Here is a 16,592-nt window from a genome sequence, read left to right on the forward strand (position 1 = left end):
ATCCTTCGCAACATTCGCAAAATCTGCGGCGTTCATTCACAAATATAAGCATTTTCAGTAGTTTAAACTGAATGTCCTGTTGTGAAAAGGTCTTCCTGCCGGTCCCGAGACGATCGGCGGAGGAGCCCCGCATGACCCCTGTTCCCGACACCCCGGCCGTGATGGTCGAGATGATCTTCCCCGAGCAGGCGAACCATTACGGCACGCTGTTCGGCGGCAATGCGCTTGCGCTGATGGCGAAGGCTGCCTTCGTCGCGGCGATCCGGCGGGCACGCGGCGCGGTCGTGATGGCGCGCTCGGACCGGGTGGATTTCGCCACCCCGATCCGGGTGGGGGAACTTCTGGAGCTGCGCTCCGAGGTGATCCGCGTCGGGCGCAGCTCGATGAGCGTTTCGGTTGCGGGCGTGGCCGAGGACCTCGGCACCGGCGCACGGCGCGCGGTTCTCGCGGGGCGGTTCGAGATGGTGGCGGTGGACGGGGCCGGGCGGCCGCGGGCGATCACCGAAGAGATTCAGAGGAAGGAGACAAGGGCATGAAAATGCATGAGGTGCGGCGCTATCGCTCCGCCGAACATCTGGCGCGCGAGGACCAACTGGCGTGGAAGATCGCAGAGGTGGCGGCCGACCCGGTGGCGGTCGGGGCCGATGTGGTCGAGATGATCGTCAACCGGGTGATCGACAATGCGGCGGTGGCCGCGGCTTCGGTCGCGCGCCGGCCGGTCGCCTCGGCGCGGGCGCAGGCGCTGTGCCACCCCTATGCGCCGGGCGCCACGGTCTTCGGCATGGCCGAGGGCACCCGGGTCAGCCCGGAATGGGCGGCCTGGGCGAATGGTACGGCGGTGCGCGAGCTCGACTTCCATGACACATTTCTGGCGGCCGAATATTCGCACCCGGGCGACAACATCCCGCCGATCCTGGCGGTGGCGCAGCATTGCGGGCTGTCGGGGGCGGATCTGATCCGCGGTCTTGCCACCGGCTACGAGATCCAGGTCGATCTGGTGAAGGGGATCTGCCTGCACGAGCACAAGATCGACCACATCGCCCATCTCGGCCCCTCGGCCGCGGCCGGCATCGGCACCGCGCTGAACCTGCCTGTTGAGGTGATTTATCAGGCGATCCAGCAGGCGCTGCACGTCACCACCACCACGCGCCAAAGCCGCAAGGGCGAGATTTCCAGCTGGAAGGCCTATGCCCCCGCCTTCGCCGGCAAGATGGCGATCGAGGCGGTGGACCGGGTGATGCGCGGCGAGGGCGCGCCAAGCCCCGCATGGGAGGGCGAGGACGGGTTCATCGCCTGGATGCTCGGTGGGCCCGAGGCGGTCTATCACGTGCCGCTGCCCGAACCGGGCGAGGCGAAGCGCGCGATCCTCGACACCTATACCAAGGAGCATTCGGCGGAATACCAGAGCCAGGCGCTGATCGACCTCGCCCGCCGCATGGGGCCGAAGATCGGCGATCTGTCGCGGGTCCGCTCGATCCTGATCGAGACCTCGCACCACACCCACAACGTCATCGGCACCGGCGCGAACGACCCGCAGAAGATGGAGCCGACGGCCTCGCGCGAGACGCTCGATCATTCCATCATGTATATCTTCGCCGTCGCGCTGGAGGATGGCGGCTGGCATCACGTGGCGAGCTATGCCCCCGAGCGCGCGCAGCGGCCCTCGACCGTGGCACTGTGGCACAAGATCTCGACCGCCGAGGACCCGGAATGGACGCGCCGCTATCATGCCCGCGACCCGAAGGGGAAGGCTTTCGGCGGGCGGGTCACAGTGACGCTCGATGACGGCTCGAAGATCGTCGACGAGCTGGCGCTGGCCGATGCGCACCCGGACGGCGCGCGCCCCTTCGTGCGCAGCAATTACATCCACAAGTTCCTGACCCTGTCCGAGGGCGTGCTGAGCGCGGCCGAGCAGTTGCGCTTCCTCGAGGCGGCCGAGGGGCTGGCTGACCTCAAGGCGGGGGATCTCGGTCGGCTGAATTTCGTGGTCAAGGCCGACCGGCTCGGCTCGGCGCGGCCCCATGGCATCTTTGACTGGAGGGCGAAATGAGCGGCGAGGTGAAGAAGCCGAAGAAATCGGTGGCGCTCTCGGGCGTGGTGGCGGGCAATACCGCGCTGTGCTCGGTCGGCCAAAGCGGCAATGACCTGCATTACCGCGGCTATGACATCCTCGATATCGCCGAGACCTGCGAGTACGAGGAAATCGCGCATCTGCTGATCCACGGCAGCCTGCCGACCGAGGCGGAGCTGACCGCCTACAAGGCGAAGCTGCGCACGCTGCGCGGCCTGCCGCAGGCGGTGCGCGCGACGCTCGAGGCGATCCCGGCCGCCGCGCATCCGATGGATGTGCTGCGCTCGGGGGTCTCGGCGATGGGCTGCGCGCTGCCGGAGGCCGCCGATCACAACACGCCGGGCGCGCGCGACATCGTCGACCGGCTGATCGCGGCGCAGGGCTCGATGCTGCTCTACTGGTATCACTTCGCGCAGAACGGGCGGCGGATCGAGGTCGAGACGGAAGACGAGTCCATCGCCGGCCATTTCCTGCACCTGCTGCATGGTACCCCGCCCACGCCCGAGCATGTGCGGGCGATGCACACCACGCTGATCCTTTATGCCGAGCACGAGTTCAACGCCTCGACCTTCACCGCGCGCACGATCGCGGGGACGGGGTCCGACGTCTATTCGGCGGTGGCGGGCGCCATCGGCGCGCTGCGCGGGCCGAAGCACGGCGGCGCGAACGAGGTCGCCTTCGAGATCCAGAAGCGCTACCCGAGCCCCGACGCGGCCGAGGCCGACATCCGCGCCCGCGTCGCGGCGAAGGAGGTGGTGATCGGCTTCGGTCACCCGGTCTATACCGTGGCCGACCCGCGCAACGTCGTCATCAAGCGCGTCGCGCGCAAGCTGGCCGAAGAGGCCGGCTCGATGAAGATGTTCTCGGTTGCCGAACGGATCGAGCAGGTGATGTGGGACGCCAAGGCGATGTTCCCGAACCTCGACTGGTATTCGGCGGTCTCCTATCACCTGCTCGGCGTGCCGACGGCGATGTTCACGCCGATCTTCGTCATCGCCCGCACCGCAGGCTGGGGCGCGCATGTGGTCGAGCAGCGGCTCGACAACAAGATCATCCGCCCCTCGGCCAACTACACCGGCCCCGAGGACCGCAAGTTCCTGCCGATCGCGCAGCGCGGCGGCCTGCTGACCGCCTATCCGGAGTGAGACCATGCCCTATCTGATCGCAGACGACCTGCCCGGCGAGAGCGCCGGGCGCCGCTTCCGCCGTGCGCTGAACGAGCCCGGCATCCTGCGCCTGCCGGGCGCCCATAACGGCCAGGCGGCACTGCAGGCTAAGGCCGCGGGATTTGGCGCGCTCTATCTCTCGGGGGCGGCGATGACCGCCTCGATGGGGCTGCCCGACCTTGGCATTATCACCGTGGACGAGGTCGCCTTCTTCATCCGCCAGATCGCGCGGGCCTCGGGCCTGCCGCTCCTGGTTGATGGCGACACCGGCTATGGCGAGGCGCTGAACGTCATGCATATGGTGCGCGTCTTCGAGGAGGCAGGCGCCGGCGCCGTGCATCTGGAAGATCAGCTCTTGCCGAAGAAATGCGGCCATCTGAACGACAAGAAGCTGGCCCCGGCGGCCGACATGGCGGCCAAGGTCGCGGCGGCGGCGCGGGCGGCGCGCGATCTCGTGGTCATCGCGCGCACCGATGCGGCAGCCTCCGAGGGGCTCGAAGGGGCGATCGCACGCGCGAAGCTTTACGTGGAGGCGGGGGCGGATGCGATCTTTCCCGAGGCGCTGACCTCGGTCGAGATGTTCCGCGAGGTCCGTGCTGCCCTGCCCGGGGTCCGGCTGCTCGCCAACATGACCGAGTTCGGCCGCACGCCCACGCTGAGCGCGGCCGAGTTCGAGGCGCTCGGCTATGACATGGTGATCTGGCCGGTCTCGTCGCTGCGGGTCGCGAACAGGGCACAGGAACGGCTTTATGCGGCGATCGCCCGTGACGGCGCGACCACCGCTATGATCCCCGAGATGCAGACCCGGCAAGAGCTGTACGACACCATCGGGCTCAATGCCTTCGAGGCGCTCGACCACAGCATCGCCGCCTCGGTCGCGCCCGACTGGAACGTCTGAGCCCCGGCGCGGATGACAGACGGCAAGGCCCGCGCTGTGCGGACCTTGCCCCGGCCCCGGGGGGAAGGGGCGCGCGCTCAGCCGAAGCGCGCAAGCCCGCGCCGCACCGCCAGGCTGATGCCGGCATGGAAGGCGAGGGCGAGCGCCGTCACCACCACGAGCGCGGCAAAGCTGAGGTCGATCCGCATCCGGCCATTGGCATGGATCATCACCGCTCCGAGCCCTTCCGACCCGCCGACCCATTCACCGATCACCGCGCCGACCGGCGCATAGATCGCGGCGAGCTTCAGCCCGCTGCCGAGCAGCGGCAGCGCCATCGGGATGCGCAGGTGCCACATCTCGCGCGCGGGACCGGCGCCCATCGTGCGGGCGAGGTCGCGGCAGACCGGCGAGGTGCGTTCGAGCCCGTCGAGGAAGGCCGAGGCCACCGGGAAGAAGCAGATCAGCGCCGTCACCACGATCTTCGGCGCCATGCCATAGCCAAGCCAAAGCGTCAGGACCGGCGCCAGTGCGAAGGTCGGGATCACCTGCGAGATCAGCAGCGCCGGTCGCAGCGTGGCGGCAAGCCGTGGCCAGGCCGCCATCGCGATGGCGAGCGTGGCGCCGCTGCCGGCCCCCAGCGCGAAGCCTGTCAGCACCTCGGCGAGGGTGCGCAGGGCGGCCCCGGTCAGCACCTCGCGCTGGGCGATCACCGCCGCGGCGACGGCGCCCGGCCCGGGCAGCAGGAAGGGCGGCAGGCCGGTGGCGAGGATCAGCCCTTGCCACAGCAGCACGAAGCCCGCTGCGATTGCGGGCGGCGCGAGAAACCGGGTCAGGCGCATGCCGGAGCCTCCGTCAGCCGGGTCAGGAGCGCGCCCTGACAGGCAAGCACCGCCGGATCGGCGGGCGGGCGCGGGGCTGGGCATGCCGGGGCGACCTCCTCCGTCAGCCCGGTTTCCGTCATCAGGAAGATGCGATCGGCCAGCCGTGCGGCCTCGGCCGGGTCATGGGTGACGATCAGCACTGTCCGGCCGCGCAGCAGCTCGGCCGCAAGATCCTGCATCGCCAGCCGCATCCGCGCATCGAGCGCCGAGAACGGCTCGTCAAGCAGCACGAGCGCGCGGTCCTCCATCAGCGTGCGGGCCAGCGCCACGCGCTGCCGCTGCCCGCCCGAAAGCGCTGCCGGGGGTTTGTCGCCGTGATCCGCAAGGCCGGTACGCCGCAAGACCGCGGCGAGCCGGTCGCGGTCTGCCGCCTCGCCGCGCAGCCGCGCCCCGAGTGCTGCATTCTGCCGCGCCGTCAGCCACGGCAGCAGCGCCGGGTCCTGCGCCATCAGCGCGACCGGGGGGCGGTTCTCGACCCGCCCCTCGAAGGTGCCGCCGATCGGCAGGCCGGCGAGCAGCCGCAGCAGCGTCGATTTGCCGACGCCCGAGGGGCCGAGCAGCGCCGTCCAGCGCCCGGGCGCAAGCTCGAGCCGCAGCGGCGGGAAGAGCGTGCGCGCGCCCATCCGCACCGTGCCCGAAAGGAGAACCGGCGCGGCGGTCATGCCCGTCCGAGGCCCCAGAACGCGGCCTCGAGCCGGGTCGCGGTGCCGAAGCGGGTGGCCAGCCCCCGCCAGCGCGGCACGCGCTCGGGGGCGGGGCCGAGGCGATCGGCCAGCGCGCGGTCGATCAGTGCGCCGGTGTCGCGGCACAGCTGCTGGTACTCCGCCCCGCCATAGGCCTCGATCCAGTCGCGATAGGGGGTGTCACCGGCCTCGGCGAGGAGCCGCGCGCCGATCTCGCCATAGCCGAAGACGCAGGGCGCCAGCGCCGCCAGCAGGTCGAGGAAATCGCCCGAATAGCCCGCTTCGAGCACATAGCGGGTATAGGCGAGGTTCTCGGGCGCCTCCTCGGTTGCCTCGATCGCGGCGCGGTCGAGGCCAGCCTCGGCGCAGATCCCAACATGCAGCGCCATCTCGGAATGCAGCAGCGCATGCACCGTCGTGCTGATCGCCCGCATTTCGGCAAGGCTCTCGGCCTTGACCACGGCCAGCGACCAGGCACGGGCATAGTGGATCAGATAGAGATAGTCCTGCCGCAGATAGGTCAGGAAGGCGGCGCGCGGCAGCGTGCCGTCCCCCAGCCCCTCGACGAAGGGGTGACGGGTATAGGCGGCCCAGGGGGCGGGGCAGGAGGCGCGCCACAGCGCGAAGGACCGGCCGTAATCGGGGGGAGGCGCCGCCGGGGTCATTGCGGCGCCCCCGGGTCGAGCGCCAGCTGCGACACCGGCAGCACGCTGTCGATCAGCCCGGCGTCCTTCAGGAACATCTCGAAGCTGGCATAGCGGCCGTAATCGAGCGCCGCCGGACTGTGCGAGAAGCGCGGCAGGGTATCGGCCCAGGCCCGGGTGTTCAGCGCATCGGAAAGGTCCGGGGCGCTGGCAGAGAAGGCGGCAAAGGCCTCGGCGGGATGGTTCAGCATGTATTCCGTGCCGCGCTGCACCGCCGCCAGGAAGCGGCGGATGCGGTCGCGGTCGAGCGTCTTCGCATTGGCGACGAAGATCAACTCGTCATAGCCCGGCACGCCCGCCTCCTCGGGGTAGAAGCAGCGCCCCTCGGTGCCGGCAAGGCGCATCTGGGTCAGCTCGAAATTGCGATAGGCCCCGATCACCGCATCGACCTGGCCGGTCAGCACGGCGGGGGTGAGCGACCAGTTCACATTCACCATCTCGACGTCGCTCAGGCTCAGCCCGGCCGCGTGTAGCATCATCGCGACCGTCGCCTCCTCGACCCCGGAGACCGAGTAGCCGATCTTGCGGCCCTTCAGGTCGGCAAGGCTCTGCACCGGGCCGTCGGCCTTGACCATCAGGCAGTTCAGCGGCGTCGCAATCAGCGTGCCGACCCGCCGCAGCGGCAGCCCCGCGTGCACCTGAAGGTGAAGTTGCGGCTGATAGCTGATCGCCAGATCGGCCTTGCCGGCGGCAACGAGCTTCGGCGGGTCGGCCGGATCGGCCGGCGCGACGATCTCGACCTCGAGCCCCTCGTCGGCGAAGAAGCCCTTCTGCTGGGCGACGATGATCGGCGCATGGTCGGGGTTCACGAACCAGTCGAGGATCAGCGTCATCTTGTCCTGTGCGCAAGCGGGCGCAGCAAGGATCAGGCCGAGCGACAGGGCGGCGGCGAAACGGAAGGATGGCATCATCTGTCTCCTTGGGGGGATGGATCGGCAAGCAGGGCGATCTCGCCCGGCCAATGCGGACGGAGCCGGTCGGCGGCGCGCCAGGCGCGCAGGCCGGTGCGGCAGGCGAAGACGGCGCGCTGGCCCGGCGCGGGGCACGGGCCGTCCGGGCCGAAATCCTCGACCCGCTGGCGGCGGGCGAAGGCGGCGACGGGGCGGGGGGCCTCGTCGGGATCGCGCAGCTCGATCAGGAAATCGCTTTCGCGCAGCTGCTGCGGCGCGATGAAGCGGTGCGGCGGGCTGTCCGGCTCGGCGGCGGCGTCGAAGCGGAAGGCGGTGCTGTGGAAGCGGTGCAGATCGTGGCGCAGGAAAAGCCCGAGCGGCGAGGGGGAGAGGCGCAGCAACACCGCGAGCGCCATCTGCGCCTGAAGCGCGCCGAGCATCCCCACCACCGGGCCGAGCACACCGGCGCTGGCGCAGGTGGCAAGGCTCTCGGGCAGGTCGGGAAACAGCGCCCGCAGGCTCGGCGCGCCGCCGCAAAAGCCGCCGACATAGCCCGCAAGCCCGAGCGCGGAGGCCGAGATCAGCGGCCGGCCCGCAGCCAGGCAGCAATCCGACAGGGTATAGCTTGCGGCGAAACTGTCGGCGCAATCGAGCACCAGATCCGCCGCGCCGACCAGCCCGGGTGCGGTTGCGGGATCGAGCCAGCCGCACAGCGGCACGACCTCGGTTGCCGGGTTCAGCGCGCGCGCGACGGCAGCGGCGGCCTCGGCCTTGGGGGTGCCGAGGAAGGGGCCGTAGATCGGCTGGCGGTGGAGGTTTGTTTCCTCCACCCGGTCGGGGTCGATCAGGGTGATCCGGCCGAGGCCCGCGCCGACGAGATATTGCACCACCGGCACGCCGAGCCCGCCCGCACCGACCACCAGCACCTGCGCCGCGGCGAGCCGCGCCTGCCCGGCGATGCCGACCTCGGGCAGGCGGATCTGCCGGGCGTAGCGGTTCATGCCGTCCCCCGCAGCCAGTCGCGCAGCCGCGCCTCGGGATCGGCGTCGAGGGTGATGTCGGTCACCACCGAGACCACATCGGCGCCGGCGGCGAAGGCTTCAGGCGCGCGCGCGACGCTCAGCCCGCCGATCGCGACAAGCGGGATCTCCCCGATCCGCGCCTTCCACTCGCTCAGCTTCCCGACGCCCTGGCGGTGCCATTTCATCTGCTTCAGCCGCGTCGGCCAGATCGGCCCGAGCGCGACATAGTCGGGGGCGAAGGACAGGGCGCGGGCGAGCTCTGCCTCGTCATGGGTCGACAGGCCGAGCTTCAGCCCCGCGCCGCGGATCGCGGCGAGATCGGCGCTGTCCAGATCCTCCTGGCCGAGGTGGAGCCAGTCGCAGCCCTCCTCGATCGCGATCCGCCAATGGTCGTTGACGACGAGGATCGCGCCGGCGTCGCGGCACAGGTCGCGGGCGCGGCGGATCTCGGCGCGGGTCTCGCCCGGGCTGCGGTCCTTGACGCGCAACTGCACCAGCTTCACGCCCAAGGGCAGCATCCGGGCGAGCCAGTCGGCGCTTTCGAAGATCGGATAGAACCGCGGCAGTTTTCCGGTCCGGGTCATGCGAGGAAGGCCTTTCCGATGACGGGGGTGGAGGGGGCGGCCATGTCACGCGGCTCCATCGGATCGGCGCGGCAGGCGGCACGGCCGGCCTCGACCGCCAGCGCCATCGCCCGCGCCATGGCCACGGGATCGCCGGCCTTCGCCACCGCGGTGTTCAGCAACACGGCGTCAAAGCCGAGTTCCATCGCCTGCGCGGCATGGGAGGGCAGGCCGATCCCGGCGTCGACGACGAGCGGCACCTCGGGGAAATGCGCCCGCAGCGCCCGCAGCCCCCAGAGGTTGTTGAGCCCGCGCCCCGAGCCGATCGGCGCGCCCCAGGGCATCAGCACCGCGCAGCCGGCATCGAGCAGCCGGCCGCAGACGGTCAGATCCTCGGTGCAATAGGGGAAGACCTCGAAGCCCTCGTCGGTCAGGATCCGCGCCGCCTCGAGCAGCGCGAAGACATCGGGCTGCAGCGTGTCGGTGTGGCCGATGACCTCGAGCTTGATCCAGCGCGTGTCGAAGAGCTCGCGCGCCATATGGGCGGTGGTGACCGCCTCCTTCACTGTGTGGCAGCCGGCGGTATTGGGCAGCAGGCGGGCGCCGAGCCCGGCGACCAGCGCCCAGAAATCCTGCCCGCCGCCCTGTTCGCGGCGCAGCGACACGGTGGCGATCCCCGCCCGGGAGGCGCGGAACGCCTCGGCGAGGATCGCGGGAGAGGGGTATTGCGCGGTGCCGAGCAGCAGCGCGCTCTCGACCTCGGTTCCGTAGAAGACCGGCATCTCAGCCCCCCTGCATCGGCGCGACGACCTCGATCTGGTCGCCCTCCGCCAGCGTGGTCGTGGCGCGCCGTGCGGCGGGCACGAAATCGCCGTTGCGGGCGGTGGCAACCTTGCCGCCAAGGCCCTGTTCGTCGAGCAGCGCGGCAAGCGTGGCGGCGCGGGTCTGCCGCGGCCTGCCGTTCAGCGTGATGTTCATTGCGAAACCTCGTCCATGAACTCGGGAAGAATGCCGGTTTCCAGATGATCGGCGGCCATTGTGGCGACCGCGGGCGAGAGCAGGAAACCGTGACGATAAAGCCCGTTGGCGAACAGCGTCGCGCCGCGGCGCCGCAATCTGGGCAGGTTGTCGGGGAAAGCCGGGCGGGCGTCGGCGCCGGTTTCCAGCACCTCGGCCTCGCCGAAGGCCGGATGCAGTGCATAGGCGGCCGACAGCAGCTCGAGCAGCGAGCGGGCGGTGACGACGCCACGCCGGTCGCTCTCGATCATCGTTGCGCCGAGCATGAAGATACCGTCGCCGCGCGGCACGACATAAAGCGGGATGCGCGGATGCAGCAGCCGCACCGGGCGGGAGAGCGACACCTCGGGGCAGCGCAGCACCAGCATCTCGCCGCGCACGCCGCGCAGGTCGGGCAGGGCGTCGCGCGCCGCAAGGCCGCGGGCGTCGATGCTCAGCTCCGGCGTGGGGGCGGGCGGTGTGAGGTGGAAGGCGACGCCGCGCGCCGCAAGCCGGCGGCGCAGCTCGCTCAGCGCGGTGCGCGGCGACAGATGGGCCTCGTCGGGATAGAAAAGGCCGGCGGTGAAGCGACCGCCCAGGTCGGGCTCGAGTGCGGCGATCGCGGCTCCATCCACCGCCTGATGCCCGCGCGAGCGGCGGGCGAAGCGGGTCAGCTCGCCGCGGTCGCGCGACAGCGTCAGCACCAGCGTGCCGGTGTGGCTGACGCAGCCGGTGTGGCGGTGCCACCAGTCGATCGCGGCGAGGCCATGGCGCTCCACCGGCTCCTCGGCCGATTCCCGCTCGCAATAGGGGGCGAGCATGCCGCCCGCCCACCAGGAACAGGCATGCGGGCCGGGCGCGGGCTGCGGGTCGACCAGCTCGACCGCATGTCCGCGCGCACTGAGTTCGGTCGCGATCGCGAGCCCCATGACCCCGGCGCCGAGAATACGAATTGTCATGCCTGCCACCATTCGTGGAAGTGATGCACCGGGCCGTGGCCGGAGCCGACCTGCAGCCGGTCCGCGGCGGCGATGGCGCTGTGCAGCCAGCGATGCGCGCGGGCGACCGCCTCGGGCACGGCCAGCCCCAGTGCCATCCCCGCGGCGATCGCGGCCGAGAGCGAGCAGCCGGTGCCATGGGTGTTGCGGGTGGCGATCCGCGGCGCGCTCAGCAGGTGACGCTCCGGCCCGAGCAGCAGATCGGCACAGGTGGGGCCGTCGGCATGGCCGCCCTTCATCAGCACCCAGCCGGGCCCGAGTGCGCCAAGGGCGCGCCCCTGCGCTTCGCGGATCACGAGATCGGGGGCTGGGGCGGTGCCCAGCAGCTCGGCCGCTTCGGGCAGGTTCGGGGTGAGCACGGTGGCGAGCGGCAGAAGCTCGCTCCGCAGTGCCGCGATCGCGTCGGCCGCCAGCAGCCGGTCACCGGATTTCGCCACCATCACCGGGTCGACCACCACGGCAAGGTCGCGCCCGCGCAGCCCCTCGGCGACGGTGCGGATCAGCTGCGGATCGCCGAGCATGCCGATCTTCACCGCGCGCACCTCGAGATCGTCGAAGACCGCGGCGATCTGCGCGCGCACGAGTTCGGGCGAGAGCGGTTCGACCGCGGTGACGGCGCGGGTGTTCTGCGCGGTGATCGCGGTCAGCACGCTCGCGCCATAGACGCCAAGGGCCGAAAAGGCCTTCAGATCAGCCTGGATCCCGGCGCCGCCGCCGCTGTCGGACCCTGCGATGGTCAATGCGATAGCCGTCATGGCCTCCCCCCAAGATGCCCGACGGACGGATAAGGGGGGCACGCGCGCGGCCAGATCCGGCCGTCACGCTGTCAGCTACCCGTTCCCTCCGCCGGTATGAACCGGATCAGGTTCGATGGGTTAGCTTTCGCCTCTCAGCCCCGGTTGCCCGGCGCACCCCAACGAGTAAGTGCAAGTGTTGTATTGGGCAACGGGCCGTTCGGCAACCGGTCTTGTGAACTTTCATCGCGGGCGGCGCCGCGCGCGGCGACCCGCCGGGGGGGGCAGACGGGCCGGGCCGCTTCCGCGGGCCAGCCCGACGCGCTCTCAGAAGGACATGTTGACGCCGAGCTTCAGGGCGTGATGCTCGGGGGTTGCTTTGGTGGATATGCCTGCACCATCGCGCAGGATGGTCTTGCCGAACTGTCGGAATTCCCATTCGCCGAAGACCGACAGGCGCCGGCTGAGCTTGTGCTCGACGCCGAGGCCCGCGGTCCAGGCGCTGTTGCGATAGCTGCCATCGAAGGCCATGCCGTCGCCCTGGACGGTGTAGCCGAACTTGCCGCGTGCGGCGCCGAGCGTGCCATAGACAAGGGTGTTGCGGCTCGCGCTCAGCACGCCGGCCTTGACGCGCAGCGACCAGAGCTGCTCGAGGTTACTCGCGCCGCGGCCGCCGGCCCAGGACAGGTCGGCATCGGCCGAGCTGTCCTCGTAGGAGATCTCGGGTCCGATCACCACCTCGCGGCCAAGCAGGCGGCTTTGCCAGCGATAGCCGAGCTGCACCGCGCCGCCGGGGCCGGCGATGTCGAGCTGACCGGGCGTTGCGACCCGCCGGCCCGCTGGATCGGTGATGCCGAGTTCGTCATCGGCGCCAAAGACATTGACGAGCGACAGGCCGACGTAGGGGCCGGTCCAGTCGGCAGCTGCCGGGGCCGCGGTGGGAGCGAGGACCGGGGCCTCGGTCACCGGCGCCGTGAAGCCTCCGGCGAGGGTCTGGGCGGCGGGAAGGAGGGCGCAGAACGCGGCGCCGGCGAGACGGAGTCTTTGATACATGACGGGCTCTTCACTGGTGACAGAAACAAAAACGGGGTCCGTGGCCGGACGGACCTGCCACGCCGCTCGCGTTGGCATGGCGGGAGGCGGGTCAGGCGAGTGCGCGCTGGCCGGCCGCAGCGGGTTCACGGCCGCTCGTGGTCCCGAGCCCGGTGTCGCGCTGCATGCGCTCGAACCAGGCGGTTTCCGCAACGGATGGCGGGCTGGGGGGCGCTTGGATATTCTCGGTGGCGGCGGGGCGCTGCACGATCCAATCGGTCTCGGCGGGCTCGGCCGCGAGCCAGGCCTCGAGCGAGGCGGCGCTCTCGACCGCGAGTGCGAGCCCCTCGGCGGCGGTGCGCCGGCCGATCCGGTCGAGCAGGCCGCGCGCCAGCCGGTGGCGGAATTGCGGCCCCTGCTCGTCGTCCAGCAAGATCACGCGCAGCCGCACGAACCCCTCCTGCTGCAAGCGCCCGGCCAGGCGTTCGAGGGGGGAGGCCCCGGACGTCCCCTCGAGCTCGGGGGGGAGGCCGGACGCTTGCAGGGCGGACGACAGGAACAGCACCGCGTCGGGGATGGGCTGGGGGGAGGTCATGACCGTGCCCTGCGGAGGTGCGGGCCGCGCGAGCGCGGCAGGCTTGGCCGCCGCGGCCGGGACGCCGACCGGGCGGCCTGCGGTGATTGTGATTGCATATTTCATCCTCCGAGACTGGTGATCTGGTCGACCGGCTGGGTGAAGCCGAGGAGAGTGCGGACCGCGCGTCCCGTCCGCGAGACCGCGACTTCGCTGACATAGACCACGTCGCCATCCTCGAGCGCGAAGGCGTCGGCGGCGAAGATGCCTTCGGGTTGGGTCATGTCGAACGCATAGATCTCAGGTTTCTCAGAGCCGGTCGCGGCATTGGTGCTGCGCATCACGAAAAGCCCTTTGGCATCGCCCGCATTCGCGCTCAATCCGCCCGCCCGGGCCAGCGCCGCAGCCAGGGTCTCGCCGGCGCGCTCAAGCGGCACCGCGCCCTGAGATGCGGAGGCGCCAAGCATCGCGACGCGGGGTTTCTCGGTCGTCACGGTGATCGCGTCGCCCGGGCGCAGGGCGATGTCCTGTCCCGGCACGGTCTGGATCTGATCGAGCCGGGCCCGCCCGCGCTTGCCGGCGCGCATCACCTCGACGGTGACGAGAGCCGGGTCGCCTTGCGCCCCGCCGACCATCGCCAGCGCCGCGCGCAGGCTGCGCTGGCCGTAGGTCAGCGGCACCACACCGCCCCCCGAGGCATTGCCGGAGACCGTCACCGAGAAGCCGCTGCCGGATGCGCGGGTCACGATCACCTGCGGGTTCGGGGTCTGCTCCGCGAGACGCGTCTCGAGATCGCCGCGCAGGTCCTCAAGCCGGCGCCCGTTCGCCTGGATGCGCCCGGCATAGGGCAGGCTGACCGCGCCATCGCCGCCGACCTCGATCGGGCCGATCAGCGTCGGCGCGCGCCCGGTCGAGCCCAGCAGGCCGGCATCGACCGTCTCGAAGATCTGGAAATTGAGCTGATCGCCGGGATGGATGCGGTCGGCATCGACGATGCCGGCGCGGGTGAACTCGGCACCGAAGCGTTCGGGCGTGCGCTGTGACAGCCGCTTTGCCAGGGCGCGGTCCACCGCAACCACCGGGTATTCCGTGGTCCGCTCGACGGCGCCGCGCATCGGCGTCGCCGCGGGCAGGCTGCAGCCGGCAAGAAGAATCGTCAGGGCGGCCGCCCCGAGCCTCGGGCCCTTCCTTCGTTCGCTGTGCATCAGTTTGCGGCACCCGTCGGAGCGGCGGATTCGGGGAAACCGGCAGCCTTCCAGAGCACCTCGAGCTCGGGCTCGGCGATCTCGCCCCAGGATTGCACGCGGATCTGGAAACCGTCCGGTGCCACCTGTGTCGCCCGCACATCGCAGGGCAGGGGCTGCACCAGGCGCAGGCTCACCGCCGGCGGCTCGCTGAACGGCTGGCGAAACGGTACCCAGAGCAGGAGCTGCACCTGCGTGCGCCCGACACCGCGCTCGGAGAAGGCCGAATGCGGCTGCGTCCGCAACGTGTCGTGACCGCGCAGCACGAGGGCCTCGGGGCCGGCGTGAAGAACCTCCTGCGCGGCGACGGACTGCTGTGCCGCCGCCTGCCCGGCAAAGCAGTCGCGGGCGAGCCAGATCTTGCGCACATGCGCCGGAACGGCATCCTGTGCAGGACGTTTGAGGGGTTGCCAGAAACGCATTTCCATTCCGCACTTCCTTCCTTGATCGCACCTGCCGGCGCGGGAGTGGCGCCTCCGGCGCCGGAAGGCGCCGGAGCGGGCCGATCACAGCCCGAGACGCTGAACGCGATAGCCTTCCTCGCGGCAGATGTTGTCGGCATCCTTCACCGACATCGTGGCGGGGCGATCGGTCGAGCGGTCCCAGTAGACCTGGCTGTGGGTGTAGAGCTGGCAGGTCACGGGCCCCTGCGCGGTTTTCACCGTCACCGGCGGGGTCTCCATCTCCTGCGGCGAGCAGGCCGCAAGCGCCCCCGCAACCGCCAGGAGTGCAAGGCCGCCCCGGATCATCTGCTTGTTCATCTGTGATACTCCTTCGTCTGTTAAAACTCTTGCAAATTCGGGTGGTTGATCTGCCGGCCTCGGCCGGAGTGCGGTCCGGGCTGAGGGGGGCTCCGGCGCGGTGGCCGGCAGGGGATCTGGGTCCGGCCGAAGGCGCTGTTTCGCGCCCCGGGGACAGGAAAACGCAGGTCGGAGGCGAGGGCTGGCTGTGCTGCTGTTGCCGCCGCGTACTGGGATACGTGCCCTCATCCCCCGACCTGGTGCTCCCTCCGGGGGGCTTTGTGGAGGGAGGCAATCGAACCATGACACCACTTACGAACCGCACCGCCGTGCCGGAGAAATCCTCGCCACCGGCTCCCCCAGGGCGCGGCAACGAGCATTCTTTGGGGCTCCGGGCGCTGCCTGCCCGACAACATGCGGGGCAGCTCCGGGTCCGACAGGGCGGCGACCGCCTGCCGAGGCAGACGATACCTGTAGAGCCTAGGTGTCGTTGGAAGGGCGCGGAACTTCGCTAATCGGCGTCGGCGCTGTCGTTCCAGAGCGTCGCAGCGTGCAGCTGGCCTGCGCCCCGGTGGCATGCGTGCTGCCGGGACGGCGCGGAGGGCGCGGGAGCGTGGTTTTCAGCAGGTGTTCCACCGATCCCGCATAATGATGTGCGAGTCGGGTCTCCACGTGATCGAGCTCGGGTCGGGGCAGGCGGTGCGGAAACTGCACCACCCGATCGCCGGCGATCGGCGCGGGTGAGGCCAGCCAAAGCGCCACACCGGCATAGATGAAATCCGGCCGGTCGAGATGCAGCGCATAATAGGGCCTGTCCTCGGCGGCAACGGTGGTCACTGCCGGATCGGACAGAAGGCTGCCGGCGGGCACCATTGCTTCGGTCATGCCGTACAGCAGCTCGCTCCAGGGGCTCGCAGTCAGCAGACGCGAGCCTGCCGTCAGGCGCAATTCCTCCTGACCGGGAAAAACAAGCGCCAGCGGGCGCAGGGCCTGCACCCGCGAGGCGGGCAGCACCGATATCGCACGGATGGCCTGCACCCCGCGGCAATAGGTGACCACGCGCTGCCCCGGCTCGAGCCGGTCCAGCGGGCAAGGGCCGGTTTCTGTCTGTACGGGCGTATTCCCCGCCAGATAGGCAGAGATTCCGAGGGGAAATTCGACAGGGTCAGGCATCGGTTCTGCTCCGTCACCGTTTCGATCCGACAGGTTGGCCTGCCGGCGGCGCATCGCCGCACCGGAGGGGACGAGGCTCGGACCGGCAAGAGGGGCTTTCGCAATGCATCTACGAGGACACCCCCGATTGATCGGAATCTGGTGCCGTCCCGGCCGGGCATCTGCTGCGCCTGCGGGAGGATGACAAATTCCGGCGCGCCGGCATATTTCGCTCTGTCGACGCAGTGCAGGCGCTGCTTAG

The 16,592-nt window shown here is 70.3% G+C and carries 20 protein-coding genes and 1 riboswitch; of the genes, 4 read left to right on the plus strand and 16 right to left on the minus strand.

The features are described from left to right. Nucleotides 1-131: 131 nt before the first annotated feature. Genes EOW65_RS01945 through prpB form a run of 4 tightly spaced genes read left to right on the plus strand, consistent with a single transcriptional unit; the run spans nt 132 to nt 4,135 of the window. Nucleotides 132-536 (plus strand): acyl-CoA thioesterase, encoded by a 405-nt coding sequence (locus tag EOW65_RS01945; RefSeq protein WP_128147326.1) that lies wholly within the window; start codon nt 132-134, stop codon nt 534-536. Beyond that, nucleotides 533-2,050 carry an MmgE/PrpD family protein gene (locus EOW65_RS01950; protein WP_128147327.1) on the plus strand — a complete coding sequence of 506 codons (1,518 nt, stop codon included), beginning with the start codon at nt 533-535 and terminating at the stop codon, nt 2,048-2,050. The genes EOW65_RS01945 and EOW65_RS01950 overlap by 4 nt, the downstream gene beginning before the upstream one ends. After that, nucleotides 2,047-3,216 carry a bifunctional 2-methylcitrate synthase/citrate synthase gene (prpC, locus tag EOW65_RS01955; protein ID WP_128147328.1) on the plus strand — a complete coding sequence of 390 codons (1,170 nt, stop codon included), beginning with the start codon at nt 2,047-2,049 and terminating at the stop codon, nt 3,214-3,216. Before EOW65_RS01950 ends, prpC begins: the two co-directional genes overlap by 4 nt. A 4-nt stretch (nt 3,217-3,220) precedes the next feature. After that, the gene (gene prpB / locus EOW65_RS01960) at nt 3,221-4,135 is read left to right on the plus strand and encodes a methylisocitrate lyase (RefSeq protein ID WP_128147329.1); all 915 of its coding nucleotides are present in this window, start codon (nt 3,221-3,223) and stop codon (nt 4,133-4,135) included. 77 nt (nt 4,136-4,212) lie between these two features. On the opposite strand, the gene EOW65_RS01965 is transcribed toward prpB, so the two are convergent. From EOW65_RS01965 to EOW65_RS02040, 16 genes are all read right to left on the minus strand, one after another. Beyond that, on the minus strand, nt 4,213-4,956 hold the full coding sequence (locus EOW65_RS01965) for an ABC transporter permease (protein ID WP_128147330.1): 744 nt from the start codon (nt 4,954-4,956) through the stop codon (nt 4,213-4,215). After that, complete coding sequence (locus EOW65_RS01970; RefSeq protein ID WP_128147331.1) at nt 4,947-5,660, minus strand: ABC transporter ATP-binding protein; 714 nt, start codon at nt 5,658-5,660, stop codon at nt 4,947-4,949. The genes EOW65_RS01965 and EOW65_RS01970 overlap by 10 nt, the downstream gene beginning before the upstream one ends. Beyond that, on the minus strand, nt 5,657-6,346 hold the full coding sequence (locus EOW65_RS01975; protein WP_128147332.1) for a TenA family protein: 690 nt from the start codon (nt 6,344-6,346) through the stop codon (nt 5,657-5,659). The genes EOW65_RS01970 and EOW65_RS01975 overlap by 4 nt, the downstream gene beginning before the upstream one ends. After that, the gene (locus tag EOW65_RS01980) at nt 6,343-7,293 is read right to left on the minus strand and encodes an ABC transporter substrate-binding protein (RefSeq protein WP_128147333.1); all 951 of its coding nucleotides are present in this window, start codon (nt 7,291-7,293) and stop codon (nt 6,343-6,345) included. Before EOW65_RS01980 ends, EOW65_RS01975 begins: the two co-directional genes overlap by 4 nt. Continuing rightward, nucleotides 7,293-8,276 (minus strand): HesA/MoeB/ThiF family protein, encoded by a 984-nt coding sequence (locus EOW65_RS01985; protein ID WP_128147334.1) that lies wholly within the window; start codon nt 8,274-8,276, stop codon nt 7,293-7,295. Before EOW65_RS01985 ends, EOW65_RS01980 begins: the two co-directional genes overlap by 1 nt. Beyond that, the gene (locus EOW65_RS01990) at nt 8,273-8,881 is read right to left on the minus strand and encodes a thiamine phosphate synthase (protein WP_128147335.1); all 609 of its coding nucleotides are present in this window, start codon (nt 8,879-8,881) and stop codon (nt 8,273-8,275) included. The genes EOW65_RS01985 and EOW65_RS01990 overlap by 4 nt, the downstream gene beginning before the upstream one ends. Further along, entirely contained in the window at nt 8,878-9,642 is a 765-nt protein-coding gene (locus tag EOW65_RS01995) for a thiazole synthase (RefSeq protein ID WP_128147336.1), read from the minus strand. Before EOW65_RS01995 ends, EOW65_RS01990 begins: the two co-directional genes overlap by 4 nt. Nucleotide 9,643: 1 nt before the next feature. Beyond that, nucleotides 9,644-9,838 (minus strand): sulfur carrier protein ThiS, encoded by a 195-nt coding sequence (thiS, locus tag EOW65_RS02000; protein ID WP_128147337.1) that lies wholly within the window; start codon nt 9,836-9,838, stop codon nt 9,644-9,646. Further along, nucleotides 9,835-10,815: an FAD-dependent oxidoreductase gene (locus EOW65_RS02005; protein WP_128147338.1), complete on the minus strand. Its 981-nt coding sequence runs from the start codon at nt 10,813-10,815 to the stop codon at nt 9,835-9,837. Before EOW65_RS02005 ends, thiS begins: the two co-directional genes overlap by 4 nt. After that, entirely contained in the window at nt 10,812-11,609 is a 798-nt protein-coding gene (gene thiD / locus EOW65_RS02010) for a bifunctional hydroxymethylpyrimidine kinase/phosphomethylpyrimidine kinase (protein WP_128147339.1), read from the minus strand. The genes EOW65_RS02005 and thiD overlap by 4 nt, the downstream gene beginning before the upstream one ends. 66 nt (nt 11,610-11,675) lie before the next feature. Further along, nucleotides 11,676-11,780, minus strand: a riboswitch (TPP riboswitch). A gap of 135 nt (nt 11,781-11,915) precedes the next feature. Then, nucleotides 11,916-12,641, minus strand: coding sequence for an outer membrane protein (locus EOW65_RS02015; RefSeq protein ID WP_164879961.1), 726 nt, complete (start codon nt 12,639-12,641; stop codon nt 11,916-11,918). A gap of 91 nt (nt 12,642-12,732) precedes the next feature. Then, the gene (locus EOW65_RS02020; RefSeq protein ID WP_128147341.1) at nt 12,733-13,071 is read right to left on the minus strand and encodes a hypothetical protein; all 339 of its coding nucleotides are present in this window, start codon (nt 13,069-13,071) and stop codon (nt 12,733-12,735) included. Between the two features lie 245 nt (nt 13,072-13,316). Further along, nucleotides 13,317-14,399, minus strand: a complete 1,083-nt coding sequence (locus tag EOW65_RS02025) for a polysaccharide biosynthesis/export family protein (RefSeq protein ID WP_128147342.1) — start codon at nt 14,397-14,399, stop codon at nt 13,317-13,319. Next, a complete protein-coding gene (locus EOW65_RS02030) occupies nt 14,399-14,866 on the minus strand; it encodes an H-type lectin domain-containing protein (protein WP_128147343.1) in 468 nt (155 codons plus the stop codon). The genes EOW65_RS02025 and EOW65_RS02030 overlap by 1 nt, the downstream gene beginning before the upstream one ends. A 78-nt stretch (nt 14,867-14,944) precedes the next feature. Continuing rightward, the gene (locus tag EOW65_RS02035) at nt 14,945-15,199 is read right to left on the minus strand and encodes a hypothetical protein (protein ID WP_128147344.1); all 255 of its coding nucleotides are present in this window, start codon (nt 15,197-15,199) and stop codon (nt 14,945-14,947) included. A 459-nt stretch (nt 15,200-15,658) separates the two neighbouring features. Further along, nucleotides 15,659-16,405 carry a Hint domain-containing protein gene (locus tag EOW65_RS02040; protein ID WP_128147345.1) on the minus strand — a complete coding sequence of 249 codons (747 nt, stop codon included), beginning with the start codon at nt 16,403-16,405 and terminating at the stop codon, nt 15,659-15,661. Nucleotides 16,406-16,592: the final 187 nt, after the last annotated feature.

The sequence above is a fragment of the Paenirhodobacter ferrireducens genome, from assembly GCF_004022265.1.
GTDB lineage: Bacteria > Pseudomonadota > Alphaproteobacteria > Rhodobacterales > Rhodobacteraceae > Rhodobacter > Rhodobacter ferrireducens.

Excerpts from the sequence above, each read along its gene's own strand:
- EOW65_RS01945 (WP_128147326.1), top strand. The coding sequence starts at position 132 with ATGACCCCTGTTCCCGACACCCCGGCCGTGATGGTCGAGATGATCTTC.
- EOW65_RS01950 (WP_128147327.1), top strand. The coding sequence starts at position 533 with ATGAAAATGCATGAGGTGCGGCGCTATCGCTCCGCCGAACATCTGGCG.
- prpC (WP_128147328.1), top strand. The coding sequence starts at position 2,047 with ATGAGCGGCGAGGTGAAGAAGCCGAAGAAATCGGTGGCGCTCTCGGGC.
- prpB (WP_128147329.1), top strand. The coding sequence starts at position 3,221 with ATGCCCTATCTGATCGCAGACGACCTGCCCGGCGAGAGCGCCGGGCGC.
- EOW65_RS01965 (WP_128147330.1), bottom strand. The coding sequence starts at position 4,956 with ATGCGCCTGACCCGGTTTCTCGCGCCGCCCGCAATCGCAGCGGGCTTC.
- EOW65_RS01970 (WP_128147331.1), bottom strand. The coding sequence starts at position 5,660 with ATGACCGCCGCGCCGGTTCTCCTTTCGGGCACGGTGCGGATGGGCGCG.
- EOW65_RS01975 (WP_128147332.1), bottom strand. The coding sequence starts at position 6,346 with ATGACCCCGGCGGCGCCTCCCCCCGATTACGGCCGGTCCTTCGCGCTG.
- EOW65_RS01980 (WP_128147333.1), bottom strand. The coding sequence starts at position 7,293 with ATGCCATCCTTCCGTTTCGCCGCCGCCCTGTCGCTCGGCCTGATCCTT.
- EOW65_RS01985 (WP_128147334.1), bottom strand. The coding sequence starts at position 8,276 with ATGAACCGCTACGCCCGGCAGATCCGCCTGCCCGAGGTCGGCATCGCC.
- EOW65_RS01990 (WP_128147335.1), bottom strand. The coding sequence starts at position 8,881 with ATGACCCGGACCGGAAAACTGCCGCGGTTCTATCCGATCTTCGAAAGC.
- EOW65_RS01995 (WP_128147336.1), bottom strand. The coding sequence starts at position 9,642 with ATGCCGGTCTTCTACGGAACCGAGGTCGAGAGCGCGCTGCTGCTCGGC.
- thiS (WP_128147337.1), bottom strand. The coding sequence starts at position 9,838 with ATGAACATCACGCTGAACGGCAGGCCGCGGCAGACCCGCGCCGCCACG.
- EOW65_RS02005 (WP_128147338.1), bottom strand. The coding sequence starts at position 10,815 with ATGACAATTCGTATTCTCGGCGCCGGGGTCATGGGGCTCGCGATCGCG.
- thiD (WP_128147339.1), bottom strand. The coding sequence starts at position 11,609 with ATGACGGCTATCGCATTGACCATCGCAGGGTCCGACAGCGGCGGCGGC.
- EOW65_RS02015 (WP_164879961.1), bottom strand. The coding sequence starts at position 12,641 with ATGTATCAAAGACTCCGTCTCGCCGGCGCCGCGTTCTGCGCCCTCCTT.
- EOW65_RS02025 (WP_128147342.1), bottom strand. The coding sequence starts at position 14,399 with ATGCACAGCGAACGAAGGAAGGGCCCGAGGCTCGGGGCGGCCGCCCTG.
- EOW65_RS02030 (WP_128147343.1), bottom strand. The coding sequence starts at position 14,866 with ATGGAAATGCGTTTCTGGCAACCCCTCAAACGTCCTGCACAGGATGCC.
- EOW65_RS02035 (WP_128147344.1), bottom strand. The coding sequence starts at position 15,199 with ATGAACAAGCAGATGATCCGGGGCGGCCTTGCACTCCTGGCGGTTGCG.
- EOW65_RS02040 (WP_128147345.1), bottom strand. The coding sequence starts at position 16,405 with ATGCGCCGCCGGCAGGCCAACCTGTCGGATCGAAACGGTGACGGAGCA.